The 13,384-nt window shown below is 52.4% G+C and carries 12 protein-coding genes and 1 pseudogene; all 13 read right to left on the bottom strand.

Annotated elements, in window-relative coordinates:
- Positions 1 to 25 precede the first annotated feature (25 nt).
- On the bottom strand, positions 26 to 2,305 hold the full coding sequence (locus L5656_RS02970) for a sigma 54-interacting transcriptional regulator (RefSeq protein ID WP_297198805.1): 2,280 nt from the start codon (positions 2,303 to 2,305) through the stop codon (positions 26 to 28).
- A 146-nt stretch (positions 2,306 to 2,451) separates the two neighbouring features.
- Positions 2,452 to 4,173 carry an NADH-dependent [FeFe] hydrogenase, group A6 gene (locus tag L5656_RS02965; RefSeq protein ID WP_297198803.1) on the bottom strand — a complete coding sequence of 574 codons (1,722 nt, stop codon included), beginning with the start codon at positions 4,171 to 4,173 and terminating at the stop codon, positions 2,452 to 2,454.
- Positions 4,174 to 4,205: 32 nt separating this feature from the next.
- Positions 4,206 to 7,241: an NADH-quinone oxidoreductase subunit NuoF gene (gene nuoF / locus L5656_RS02960; protein WP_297198800.1), complete on the bottom strand. Its 3,036-nt coding sequence runs from the start codon at positions 7,239 to 7,241 to the stop codon at positions 4,206 to 4,208.
- Between the two features lie 27 nt (positions 7,242 to 7,268).
- Entirely contained in the window at positions 7,269 to 7,628 is a 360-nt protein-coding gene (locus tag L5656_RS02955; RefSeq protein ID WP_297198797.1) for a (2Fe-2S) ferredoxin domain-containing protein, read from the bottom strand.
- A 5-nt stretch (positions 7,629 to 7,633) separates the two neighbouring features.
- Positions 7,634 to 8,185, bottom strand: coding sequence for an ATP-binding protein (locus L5656_RS02950; protein ID WP_297198794.1), 552 nt, complete (start codon positions 8,183 to 8,185; stop codon positions 7,634 to 7,636).
- On the bottom strand, positions 8,182 to 8,655 hold the full coding sequence (gene nuoE, locus L5656_RS02945; protein ID WP_297198791.1) for an NADH-quinone oxidoreductase subunit NuoE: 474 nt from the start codon (positions 8,653 to 8,655) through the stop codon (positions 8,182 to 8,184). The genes L5656_RS02950 and nuoE overlap by 4 nt, the downstream gene beginning before the upstream one ends.
- A gap of 47 nt (positions 8,656 to 8,702) precedes the next feature.
- Positions 8,703 to 9,476 (bottom strand): PHP domain-containing protein, encoded by a 774-nt coding sequence (locus L5656_RS02940; protein WP_297198788.1) that lies wholly within the window; start codon positions 9,474 to 9,476, stop codon positions 8,703 to 8,705.
- Positions 9,473 to 9,814, bottom strand: a complete 342-nt coding sequence (locus L5656_RS02935; protein WP_297198785.1) for a DRTGG domain-containing protein — start codon at positions 9,812 to 9,814, stop codon at positions 9,473 to 9,475. Before L5656_RS02935 ends, L5656_RS02940 begins: the two co-directional genes overlap by 4 nt.
- Positions 9,815 to 11,134 (bottom strand): [Fe-Fe] hydrogenase large subunit C-terminal domain-containing protein, encoded by a 1,320-nt coding sequence (locus L5656_RS02930; RefSeq protein WP_297198783.1) that lies wholly within the window; start codon positions 11,132 to 11,134, stop codon positions 9,815 to 9,817.
- Between the two features lie 22 nt (positions 11,135 to 11,156).
- Positions 11,157 to 11,522, bottom strand: a complete 366-nt coding sequence (locus L5656_RS02925) for an ATP-binding protein (protein WP_366017805.1) — start codon at positions 11,520 to 11,522, stop codon at positions 11,157 to 11,159.
- 237 nt (positions 11,523 to 11,759) lie between these two features.
- Positions 11,760 to 12,824: a [FeFe] hydrogenase H-cluster radical SAM maturase HydE gene (gene hydE / locus L5656_RS02920; RefSeq protein WP_297198780.1), complete on the bottom strand. Its 1,065-nt coding sequence runs from the start codon at positions 12,822 to 12,824 to the stop codon at positions 11,760 to 11,762.
- Positions 12,825 to 12,871: 47 nt separating this feature from the next.
- Entirely contained in the window at positions 12,872 to 13,120 is a 249-nt protein-coding gene (locus L5656_RS02915; RefSeq protein WP_297198777.1) for a TM1266 family iron-only hydrogenase system putative regulator, read from the bottom strand.
- Between the two features lie 58 nt (positions 13,121 to 13,178).
- Positions 13,179 to 13,384: pseudogene (locus tag L5656_RS02910) on the bottom strand ([FeFe] hydrogenase H-cluster radical SAM maturase HydG); the annotation flags it as partial.

Below are 13,384 nucleotides of genomic sequence, written 5' to 3'. Positions count from 1 at the left end.
TGACAATGGGATTCGGTTTTTTGTATTACATCCGGTTTTCCGAATACATCTTGACCATTTTGGGAGAGATCCGGTACCGCTTGAGCATCTCATTCAAAGTGCTCCGCTTTAGTCCCAAAATTTCAGCCGCACGCGCCTGAACCCATTTACTCTCTTCTAAAGCCTTAAGAAGCAATTGGACCTCGTAGGCCTGTACGGCCTCTCTAAAGGTCATACCCTTGGTGTAGGCCCAGCCCGTAGCATTGGCAGCGCGGTTGCGGATTTCCCGGGGGAGGTCTCCCAGCTCTATCTTATCCCCCTCACAAAGGATGGCGGCCCGTTCCACGACGTTCTCCAGCTCCCTCACATTCCCCGGCCAGTCGGCCCGAACTAAAGCGTCCATAGCCTCGGCCGTAAATCCTTTAATCTCCTTGCCGAGCCGCTGGCAAGCCCTCTGGAGGAAATGCCTGGCCAGCAAGGGAATGTCATCCCGCCTCTCCCGCAACGGAGGTAACCAAATAGTGACTACATTCAGCCGATAGAAAAGCTCCGGCCGGAAGGACCCCTCTTTGATGGCCTTCTCCAGATCCCGGTTAGTGGCTGCAATTACCCGCACGTCAACCTTTCGCGGCCTGGTCTCTCCTACCCGTATAAACTCTCCTTCCTGCAAGACTCTTAAAAGTTTACTCTGCAACCCCAAGCTTATATCTCCTATTTCATCTAGGAACAAAGTGCCCTGGTGCGCTTCCTCAAAGAGGCCGCGCTTGCTGGTAACGGCACCGGTAAAGGCCCCCTTAGCGTGCCCGAAAAGTTCGCTTTCCAACAGCGTCTCGGGGAGGGCCGCACAGTTAATACTTATAAAGGGGCCATCGCTACGCAAGCTCCGGTAATGGATGGCCCGTGCTACTAGCTCCTTTCCGGTACCGCTTTCGCCACGTATAAGGACTGTAGCATCGGTCGGAGCCACCTTCTCGATTAACCTGTACACTTCTTGCATGGCTAAGCTCTTGCCTACAATATCGCCGAACTGCTTGCGTACCGTGTTAAGCTCTTGCTTGAGCCGGAGATTGCTCTTCTGTAACTGTAGGATTAAATAAGGCAGGCACATCTCATTCTCAGCCAGCCCTTGATATACAGCTATAGCCTTCTCCCGGCAGGAAGAATACCCGCAGGCACCGCAATTTAGTTCATCTTCCGGCCCCATTTTACCCAGCTCGGCCATGATAGCCCGAATTTCAGCTTCGCTGGGCTGCGGCAGATGTACCCTCTCATCCCGGAATTCACGTCGCAAGTTAACCCCGTTGAGGTAAACAGCCAGATCCTCGCGGCCACCGGTTTTACCCTGTTCACCTAAAGCCAGACCCTCCCGGGTAAACTCGGCTACTATACGCCTTCGCCGGAAGGAAGAATACTCATTTTGCATCATGGGGCCTTCAATACAGCCTTTGCAGAACAGCATATCTACGAGCTGTGGTACCATTTTACCTTCATTAGCCGCTTTAAGGAATTCCAAGCAGTCATCTCGGCCCTCAATGACCAGCAACCTGCTTTCTAGTATATCCGCCATCATACCCGCACTGCGCAAAAGTCCCCCGCCAATAGGATACAGGCGTCCCAGTTCGGGCTTAGGATTATCAAATCCTTCGTCTTCTACAGAGGTTACCTCTATTCCTTTCTCTTGAAGCATCTGTTTTAGTTCCGGGTAGGTCAAAACGGCATCTATGGCTCCCGCTACTTCTTCAGCCCTGGCTTCGTCCTTCTTGGCCACACAGGGCCCTATAAATACCACTTTAATTCCGGGGCCCAGCTTCTTTTTTAGATAGCGCCCCAAGGCCACGGCAGGAGAAACAATGGGAACAAGCCGGGGAATAAGGCGGGGGAAATATTTTTGGACTAGATTAACTACGGCAGGACAGGGGGTGCTGATGAACCCCTGGCTTTCGCCGACCTCCTTTAAGAATCTGAGGTATTCTTGGGTTACAAGATAGGCGCCGAAGGCCACCTCATGCACCTCATAAAAACCTAATTTACGCAAAGCGCAGGCCACCTGCCCGGGCCAGGCAGGGTGAAACTCGGCCACAAAGGAGGGCGCAAGGCAAGCTACCGTCTTTTCGTGTTCTAAAAACTCTTTAACTATCTCTATTTCACTTTCTATCATCTTAGCCTGCTGTGAGCAGACACGTACGCAATATCCGCAAGCGATGCAGCGCTCGGGCACAACCTGGGCTTGCCCGTCCACCACCCTAATAGCCTTTACCGGGCAGTTACGGACACACGCATAGCACATGCGGCATTTTCCTGTGATTGTTCTCACTATGCCACTCACCAGTAAAATATCCCCCCTTTTTGTTCCCTCAAGTATTATAACATAAGTTCGGCTCCCGGGAAGTCAAAAATTTGAACCATAAAAACAAAAAAGGGGAAGCTTCGTTAAAAAAGCGCTTCCCCTTGAAACTGTCCAACCCAAAGGGTTTAATACTTACCCCGCGGCGTATAATGGGTATGCAACAGTTGGTGGGATCTCTCGCTTAAAGGATGACCCAAAAACTCCCGGTACAGGGCTTTAATAGAAGGATTCTCGTGGGATTTACGTATTACCATACGCTCATCAGCGCTGTAAATACCTGCCATGCGCTGAGCCCTAATTTCCTCGTTCGTAGGAATAGGCTGCCCTCCGCCGCCAATACACCCACCGGGGCAGCACATGATCTCGATAAAGTGGTATTTTTCCCCTGCTTTGACCCGTTCTAAGAGTTCCCGGGCGTGGCCCAGGCCATGGGCTACCGCCACCCGTACCGGGGTACCTTCAATATCAATGGTGGCTTCCTTAATACCCTTTAGACCCCGCACCTCATGGAACTCCAACCTCGGCAGCTCTTTCCCCGTCATCAGCTCGTAAGCCGTACGCAGGGCAGCTTCCATCACACCACCGGTGGTTCCAAAAAGCACAGCCGCACCGGTGGACTCGCCCAATGGGTCATCATAGTCTTCTTCCGGCAGGCTCTGAAAATCGATACCCGCCTCTTTGATCATCCGGGCAAGCTCCCGGGTGGTAAGAACGTAATCCACATCTTGGTATCCGCTGTCCTTCATTTCAGGCCGCTGCGCTTCGAATTTTTTGGCCGTGCAGGGCATTATAGACACCACTACCATCCGGGACGGATCTATACCTACCTTTTGGGCATAATAGGTTTTCGCTACCGCGCCGAACATTTGCTGTGGGGATTTACAGGTGGATAAATGCGGCAAAAGCTCGGGGTAAAAGTGCTCGATAAACTTGATCCAGCCCGGACTACAAGAGGTGAGAAGGGGCAGTCTCTCTCCTTTTTTAAACCGCTCTATAAATTCGCTACCTTCTTCCATAATGGTAAGGTCCGCTGAAAAGTCGGTATCGAAAACACGATCGAACCCTAAACGCCTTAAGGCCGCCACCATTTTACCCGTGGTGATGGCACCGGGCGGATAGCCGAACTCTTGCCCGATGGACACCCTGGTAGCAGGAGCCGTCTGAACTACCACGAATTTCTCCGGGTCGGCCAGTGCTTCCCAAACTTCTTCGGTATAATCCTTTTCATACAAAGCTCCCACCGGACATACCAGGATGCACTGGCCGCACTCTACGCAGGCCACGTTAATAAGTTTTTCGTGAAAAGCCGGGGCGATGACTGTTTCGAAACCCCTCTCTTGGGGTGCGATGGCCTTAACAGTCTGCACCTTTTCGCATACTGCGACACAGCGGCGGCAGAGGATACATTTTTCGGGATCGCGCACAAGGGCTGGAGTAGACGTATCAGCCTGGTACGTTGTTCTTTTGCCCTCAAAGCGGACCTCCCGTATCCCTAAAGTTTGCGCCAGCGTTTGCAGCTCACAATTCAGGTTGCGGATGCAAGTCGGGCACTCCATCTTATGATTGGAAAGCAAAAGCTCCACGTTTAGGCGGCGGGCAGCCCGCACCCGCGGGGTATTGGTGCGGACTACCATGCCGTCGGAAACTGGCGTTACACAAGCAGCCGCCAAATTACGTGCCCCTTCTACTTCTACCACACATACACGGCAGGCACCTATCTCGTTAATACCTTCCAGATAGCATAAGGTAGGGATGTGGATACCGGCCTTCTCTGCGGCTTTTAAAATAGTAGTGCCGGCTTCGACCTCTACCTTTACATTATCAATAGTCACTGAAACCATGCTCATCCTTATTCGCCTCCCGTCCTTTGGCTTACAAGCTATTCCCGTACGTCGCAGCGCAAGCACCGAGCCGCCTCAGCCATGGCCTGTTCTGGACTATAACCCAGTTCAACCTCGGCAAAACCTTTAAGCCGCTCTTCCACTGGCAGGGTGGGAACCTTTACTCGCTCGGTTTTCTCCTCGATGACCGGTGCCGTACGCTTACGTTCCACCTGGACCTGCGGCATTACTATACCGTCACCGCCCAGGTATTTATCGATGGCTGCTGCAGCTTTTTTGCCCGCAGCAATAGCCGTGATTACTGTGTCTGGGCCGCTCACGCAATCTCCCCCCGCAAAGACGCCGGGTAGGTTAGTAGCCAAAGTTTTTTCGTCGGCTACAATGGTCCCCGCAGGGCTGAGTTCGAGGTCCCCGGGCAAGGCCTCCTTCTCCACGGTCTGGCCAATAGCCGCAACAACCACATCCACGTCTAAAGTAAACTCCCCGCCTTCAACAGGCACAGGCCGGCGCCGGCCACTCTTATCAAAATCCCCGGGACGCATCTTGGCACACCTTAAAGCCTTCACGCGCCCGGCTTCACCCAGAATGGCTACCGGTGCCGCCAGGCAGGTAATCTTAATCCCTTCCCTTTCTGCTTCACGGATCTCTTCCCGTATGGCGGGCATGTCTTCTTTAGTGCGCCGGTAGATAACGTGTACTTCTCTAGCCCCCAGGCGTTTAGCCGAGCGGGCCGCATCCATAGCCACATTTCCGCCACCGATAACCGCTACCACCTTATCCTTTACATCCACGGGACGCCCTAAGTTAAGCTCCCGCAGGAAGGTTACCCCGGAATAAACTCCCGAAAGCTCCTCTCCCGGGATGCCGAGCTTAAGATCCTTATGGGCACCGACGGCAAGGAAGACGGCCTGGTAACCCTCTTTCTTCAGGTCCTCCAGGGTAAAGTCGCGGCCCAAAGCCTTATTGGTCCGGATTTCTACACCCAGCTCCGTAATGGTCTCAATCTCCTGGGCCAAGGTCTTCTTGGGCAGCCGGTATTCGGGAATACCTACGGCCATCATACCTCCGGCCACCGGTAGAGCCTCAAAAACAGTAACTGCGTAACCCTTTAAGGCCAGGTAATAAGCTGCCGTGAGCCCCGCCGGGCCCGCACCGACAACGGCCACCTTCTTCCCATTAGCAGGAGAAACTACGGGTCTTGGCCGCTGTCCATTTAAAGACAAGGCGTAGTCCGCGGCAAACCTCTTAAGCTCCCTTATAGCCACGGCTTGATCCATCTTGGCCCGGTTGCATTTGCCTTCACAGGGATGATGGCAGACACGGCCACACACTACAGGGAAGGGGTTCTCCCGCCGGATCACCTCGTAGGCTTCAGCAAAACGGCCCTGGCGGATAAGGTCGATATAAATGGGCACATCTACATTGGCCGGGCAGGTATTCTGGCAAGGTGAATGGAAAAGTGCCGCGCACACAGAGGCCGGGCAGCGTTTATCCCTGATATGGGCTTCATACTCGTCCCGGAAATACCTTATGGTGCTGAGCACTGGATTCGGAGCCGTCTGGCCCAGGCCGCAGAGGGCGGTATCCTTAATCTGCTGCCCCAGTTCAATAAGAAGTTCAATATCTCCTTCCCGGCCCTGCCCCTTGGTTATACGGTCCAGTATCTCCAACATCCGGGTAGTGCCGATACGGCAAGGGGTGCACTTACCGCAGGATTCATCCTTAACAAACTCCAGGAAGAATTTGGCCAAGTCCACCATGCAAGTATCCTCATCCATTATGATGAGGCCGCCGGAACCCATGATAGTTCCCAAGGCAGTAAGGGATTCGTAATCGATGGGCACATTAAGGTGCTCAGCGGGGATGCACCCGCCTGAAGGGCCTCCCGTCTGGGCGGCCTTAAACTTTTTACCGCCGGGTATACCGCCACCGATATCGTAGATTACCTCGCCCAAGGTGGTGCCCATGGGCACCTCAACCAGCCCGTTATTGTTTATCTTGCCAGCCAGGGCGAAAACCTTGGTGCCCTTGCTCTTTTCCGTACCGATAGAGGCAAACCATTCCCAGCCGTTGCGAATGATAGTAGGTACATTAGCCAGGGTCTCTACATTATTGATAACTGTGGGCTTGCCCCACAAGCCCGACACGGCGGGGAAAGGAGGCCTCGGTCGCGGTTCACCCCTGCGCCCCTCAATGGAGGCCAAAAGCGCTGTCTCTTCTCCACATACGAAGGCGCCTGCTCCAAGCCTGATGTCTATATCAAAATCAAAGCCCGAATTAAACAGGTTTTTGCCTAAGAGACCCTTTTCTCGCGCTTGGCTGATGGCGATTTTAAGGCGGTGCACCGCGATGGGATATTCTGCCCGCACGTAAATATATCCTTGGTTTGCGCCAATGGCATATCCGGCAATGGCCATCCCTTCCAGTACAGCATGGGGATCGCCTTCCAAGATGCTCCGGTCCATGAAAGCCCCCGGATCTCCTTCGTCTGCGTTACATACGACGTACTTTACAGGTCCCGGAGAACGGTAGGCGAATTCCCATTTTAGCCCCGTTGGGAACCCTCCGCCGCCTCGCCCCCTAAGGCCGGATTTTTTAATTATGTCTATAACCTCTTCCGGTTTCATCTCGGTCAATACTTTAGCCAGAGCCAAATATCCATCGCGGGCGATGTATTCTTCGATGGATTCCGGGTTAATCACCCCGCAGTTGCGTAAAGCAATACGGAGCTGGTGTTTGAAGAAGGGTATCTCTTCAAAGGAAGAGACCGCAGCCTCGGTTTCCGGCTGCTTGTAAAGCAAGCGCTCCACTATCCGGCCCTTTATAAAATGCTCTTCCACAAGTTCCGGCACATCCTCGGGCCGTACGGTACAGTAGAATACCCCTTCGGGATAGACCATCATATTGGGGCCAAAACGGCAAAAACCGAAGCAGCCCGTCTCCACTACCTTTATCTCCTTATCCAAACCCCGGGCCATTAACTCCTTTACCAGGGCTTCTCTGGTCGCCTGGCTCTCGGAAGCCGTGCATCCCGTACCAGCACATATAAGAACATGGGCGCGATAGAATTCCATCTTCATCCCCCTCCCTATGGCCAACGGCTACTTATTTACTACCCATTCGTTTATTACGATCCCATTAACTATATGCTGGGCTACAATCTGGCGGGCCTTTTGTGCATCCACCTTGCCATAGGTGACCCGCGGCTTGCCCGGTACAAACACATCTACCAGCGGTTCTTGTGCGCACAATCCTATACAGCCTGTCTGAGTAACCACTACATTCGTCAGCCGGCGTTTAGCCAGCTCATCCAGCAGGGCAGACATAACTTCCCGGGCTCCGGCCGCTATACCGCAGGTACCCATACCTACAACAACTTTGATCTTGTCTCCTCCTTCACGTAGGGCAATGGATTCTTGAATCTCTTTCTTTAGTTTAAGCAGGTCTTCCACGGACTTCATAAACCCTATTCACCCCCATATAAAGCCTTTAACCCTTCATCTATGTGACTCTGAACCCACTTTAGGACCGGTGCTAGATTAACAGGTATATCCCCTAACTGTTCCTTTAGCCAGGAGGTAGAAAACTCAAAGGCTTCTTTGCCTCTCTGGTGGTAATAGTAAACCTCGGGCGGATCCTCCCTGCTTAAGATTGAAGCTATGGTGGCCCCCATATCGCCCAGGGGTGGGCGGTCTATATGATTTAACTCCAGAGTGACCACTACCCGGGTCCCCTTACCTGGTTGAGAAACTAAAGTTAAGCTTCCTCCACACTGCTCGGCTGTTGCTCTAAGAAGGGATAACCCTAATCCTACCCGCCTGGTAGTACGGCTTGTAAAAAACGGATCCAGTGCTGCCTGCCTTTCCTTTTCACTCATCCCCCTACCGTTGTCTGTTAACTCAATAATCATCCGGTTGGCCACCGGATCTTCTAAAATCGTCAATTCTAATAAACTCGCACCGGCGGCCAGGGAATTTTCCATTATATCTAAGATATGCAGGGCTAGTTCTTCCATCATTGATAGGTCTGGAGCACGGCCACGGCTTTATCCGGCCTCAAAAGACCGTAAGCCCTCTTGTTCACCATCATCACCGGAGCCAGACCGCAGGCTCCCAAACAGCGAACGACTTCCAAGGAAAACCTACCATCATCGGTGCTATCGCCAGCTTTAATACCCAGCTCTTTTTCCAAGCGTTCCAGGATCTCCGGAGCACCCTTAACATAACAAGCCGTACCCTTGCACAAGGAGATCTGATATTTGCCTTTGGGTTTAGTAGTAAAGTAGGCATAAAAGGATACTACACTATAAACCTCGCTTAAGGATACGCCCAACCCTTCAGCTATGGCTATAAGCACCTGTTTAGGGAGATAACCGATAAGCTCCTGAGCCTTATGCAATACCTCAATAAGGCTAGAAGGCTGGCCGCGGTGAGCCTTGATAATTTCATTAAGCTGTTCCCATTTTTCTTCGCATTTGCAAGCTTCCATGTCGGTTTCTTGCACCTCCTCGGACTTTGGACCAAATATTGAACGGGTTACTCTACTACTCTGAAATATCCACCGGCCCCTTGAACCATCACCACCTTTCGTCCTCCTTCACCGGCCAGGGCTAAACGCAGCTCTGAGAAGGTCAACTCGTGCATACAGAAACAGGTAGCAAGCTGCCCTATATCCTCCAAATAATGAGCATCGGAAGAGGCTATCAAGGAAAAGCCTTGGGGCAACGATGTGCGGCTTCTTATCCTTTCCAGGTTCTCCGCCCGGCTCACCTCTAGTGCTGTTATAGGCAAACCCGGGGGGATAAAACCTAGCACATTAAGTAAACTATACGCTTGCCTATCCACGTGGGCAGGTATTACTATCCCCTCAAGAAGGCTCACCCCCCGAAACACTTCTTCTATACTAAGGCTGGTGCTCTGCAGAAGAAGCCGTTTTTCCCTACCCCTTTCTTTTCCCCGGGCGTCCAGCAACAGCTGGGTTCCCCAAATGTTCTCTATGTTTTCACCCGGCGGCAGGTGCCTGTAAACCACATCCTGCCAGGCCAAAGCCGTTTCTACGCTGTCAAAAAGGCAAACCAAATGTACTTCTTCTTTGGTTTGGACCTCTAAGCCGGGCCATACTTTTAAGATGGTACCCCGTGCAGCCTCCATAACTGCCTCTACATTGCCGGCGCTGTTGTGATCGGTAACGGCGATAAAATCTAGTCCGGCTTTAAGGGCTTGGGCCACAATAGCAGGAGGCGTCATTTGCTCCCCGGCACAAGGCGACAGAGCGGTATGGATATGCAGGTCTCCTATAAACCCCCTCATCTCTGACCCATAAGAAGCGCATAGAGCTTGCCCCCGAGAACAAAGGTGTTCTCCGGGCTACTAAGAAGTGGGATGCCCTCCTTTTCTGCTCGCTTGCACGTAGCTTCTTCCGGCTTGCGCCCTCCCGTAATAACTATTCCTGCAGCATCGATAAGCAAGGCTACGGCTACCACGTTCTCGTGCGTCTGCAGAGTAAACCACAGACAGCCCTGGGGTGCATGGGCGATGACATCGCTTAAAAGGTCAGCAGCGTACCCGGTGGTAACTTCCCGCCCTAAGCCTTTATGCCCGGCTATCACCTTTAAACCCAGATTAGAGGCTATCTCGCCTACGGTCATTTACTTGCTGCTCCTTTCAGGTTCGGCCAAAGGAGGTGGCAGTTTCCTGGCCAGTTCCACCACTTCTTCCGCCAGCACGCGGACACGTTCCCTCAACAGAAAGATGCAGTCGGTATCTGAAGCCTGCCCCCTCACTATATCCTCTGCCAGCGCCCGGCAGTTAGGAGATCCACAGGCGCCACAATCAAGCCCCGGAAGGAGCCTGGCCGTCTCCTCCAATTGCTGCATTTTCACAAGAGCACAAGCTATATCTTCGTCCAGGCGCAAGGCCGGACGGGGTTCAGGCCGCCACCTGCTCCGCCACCTACCTCTTTCCGCCAAATTTCTTATTTCTTCACTTTCTATGTCGCGGCTTGTTAAACTCCGGCGCAGAAAATCTAGTATCTTCCGCGCTTCAAAGGGATTCCTTACCATCAACGGCCCGCCTACACATCCTCCGGGGCACGCTTGGGCTTCTATATAATCGAACTGCTTCAGCTCTCCCTTCTCTACGGCCTCTAGCACTTTAATGACATGGTGAATACCATCCACTTCTAACAGCCGCCCGTAGCCCAGTGCTTCGTTCTCCCCGCCTGTGCGCCCCCACCCCACACCTTGGCTCCCCGCCAGAGGAAGGACCTGGTCAGCACTTTTAAGAGCATCCAGACATTCACCGTATATATCCATGATAGGGATACTGCCATCAGCCAAACTTTCTTCCCTGGCTTTAGCCTGGCGGACGGCCGTAATCTTGGCCGGGCAAGGCGACAAAAAGAAGATGCCGATCTTGGAAGGAGGCAGCCCCGTAGACCTTACAGCTTGTTCCCGCGCTATTCTAGCAGCCACATTAACCGGCGGTTCCACGGGAATAACCTGGTTTATCAAAGAAGGAAAGCGTACCTCGATTAAACTCACTACCGCCGGGCAGGCCGCAGAAATAAGGGGCCGCGGACCATCATACTCTTCTAGAAAGCGCCTCGTAGCCCATGATACCGCCTCTGCAGCCAATGCCACTTCAAATACAGCGTTAAAACCTAACTTGAGCAAAGCTCCTAGTAGCCGCGGTATGCCGTTAGCCGGGTCAAACTGGGAGTAAAAGGAAGGAGCCGGAAGGGCGATGGTGTACTCGAAATCCTGTAATCTCTCTAACTTATCCCCCACCGCCACCTTAGCATGATTGGGACAGACCCTTATACATTCACCGCAATCTATACATCTCTCTTCTATTATGCGGGCCTTACCTTCCCTCACCCGGATAGCCTCAGTAGGGCAACGCTTTATGCAATTAGTACAACCCTTGCATTTATCCCGCTCTAAATGCACAGAATGAAAATACTTCAATTTTAAGGCACCTTACCTTCCCCTACCCCATAATCTTCCCTTCCATAACCCGAGGATAAAACTCCGCCTGTAAAAACGTCCCCCTACCTACTTCAGATTTGATTTCTAACCTGTCAGAGCACCTCTTTATATTGGGAAGGCCCATCCCCGCACCGAAACCCATCTCCCTTACCTCGGGCGGTGCTGTAGAATACCCTTCCTGCATGGCCAGTTCAATATCTGGAATACCCGGGCCTTCGTCCTCGGCTATCACTACGATTTTTTCAGGCAAAATATCGACCTTCAGTTCACCTCTATAGGCGTGTATAATAATATTCATTTCCGCTTCGAAGGCTGCAATAGTTACTCTCCTCACAAGCTCAGGCGGGAAACCCACCTGCTGCAGGATGTGTTTCAGCCTACTTGCACCATCACCGGCAGCGTGAAAATTACGGCCCTGAACCTTAAAAGTAAACTCCAGAAATGTTTACACCTCGCAGGTCCCCCGGGACCGTTGTGTTTAGGTGACTGTGAACTCATTCACATTGCACTATATTCGCCATCTTTTCGGAATCTCCTTCTTCTTAATAGAAAAATCCCACTAGTAATTCAACTTTCCGGACAACTTTATTCGGTTTTTTGATATTCAATTTTTTGTTATCCGGCTCAAATACCTTAAACTGTGACCAGGGCCCCTGCCAACTCGCCGGCCCAAAGACCGTATCATCCCTTCCAGGCAATAGCGGCAGTCTTCCGGCCCTTCATTAATACAAATCTTGCCAGGATAAATCTGATAATCCGCACGATATTGCCTGGGAGTAAGGTTGGGCATCACTACGTTCGCTCCTCGCTGCAGGGCTAGCTGCCGGCCATTAGGAGACAAAGTGCCCACGGCTGTTGTAGCCGGCAGGTGAGCCCAGGGTAAAACCAGCCGGGCCACGGCCAATACCCGGTAAGTTAAGTCCAAGCTTCCCGCCGGATAGGTTCCTAAGGGAGTGTTGGGATGAGGAATGAAGGGACCTATGCCCGCCATCTCTACCTCAAGGCTACGTAAAAGCAGGAGATCTTCGGCTAGATCTTCTAAGGTTTGGCCTGGAAGGCCTACAATATTGCCCGAGCCTACCTGGTACCCTAGCTCCCGCAACCACTGCAGGCAAGTTATCCGTTCTTCCCAGCTCATACCCGGATGAAGCTTCTGATAAAGCCGGGGGTTCGCCGTTTCATGCTTAAGGAGATACCGGTCGGCTCCAGCTTCCCGCCAGAGGGCATATTCCTCTCGTGCTCTCTCTCCTACGCATAAGGTAACCGCAAGGCCCATACCTTTAATGACCGCTATTATTTCAGCTAGCATCTCCGCCGAATACCAAGTATCCTCTCCGGACTGAAGCACGACCGTGCCATAGCCCAGCTCCAAAGCCCGGCGGGCACTCTCAACGATCTCTTCTTTTTTCATGCGATAGCGCCTTAAGTTTTTGTTCTCTGCGCGCAACCCGCAATAATGGCAAAGCCGGCGGCAGTGGTTAGAGAATTCTATAACCCCCCGCAGGTGTACTTCGTCACCTACATATTGAGCTCGTAAAGTATCAGCTTCCCGGTATAGGGCTTCCTCTTCTTCACCAGGCTGAGCGGAAAGAAGGATTACAAGGGAAGCTTTGTCGGGTTCCTCCCCGCGGGCTATTCTCGATAGGGCATCGGCGAATTCTTTACGCAAGACTTCACCTCCTGTTCCTTAGAAAAACGAATATCCTCGCTTTTCCCTTACTTCCCAGTTAGAGCCGCCCGGACCTTAACCCCCGGTAAACTTCCTAACTTACCCGTAAGAGCCCCCACAACATCCGTGCTTCCATCTACGATCAGGGCGATAACTGCGACTCCCCTCTCACGATAAGGGATGCCCATACGGCCGACGATATAGTCACCATATTCGCTTAAGATGGTATTGACCCGGGAGGCCGCCTTCTCTCTGTCTTCTATAACTATACCTATAACGCCGATCCTGCGTTCCATCTGCTCGTTCTTCCCCCTTGCCCAACCTCAGGTTTTTCCCGCCCGGGAATTTAAACCCTTAAAAATAGAGGTCTCGCTCGCCCTCCTCCAGGCGCTTGAGCCTGCTCTGCGTTTCACTACGAACAGCTTCATTAGGTATCTCCTCCAGATGCCTACTTATAGTTTCCTCGCCTACCTTACGTGTCTCTGGAGTAGCATAATCGAGGAGGTACTCTTTAAAAGTTAGAATGGCATTGGGTTGGCATACGTTCTGGATCTGCCCCG

The sequence above is a fragment of the Thermanaeromonas sp. genome, assembly GCF_021890735.1.
Taxonomy (GTDB): Bacteria; Bacillota; DSM-521; order Neomoorellales; family Neomoorellaceae; genus Thermanaeromonas.
Note: the sequence above shows the minus strand (reverse complement) of the source record. Positions and strands in the feature narration are given on the sequence as shown.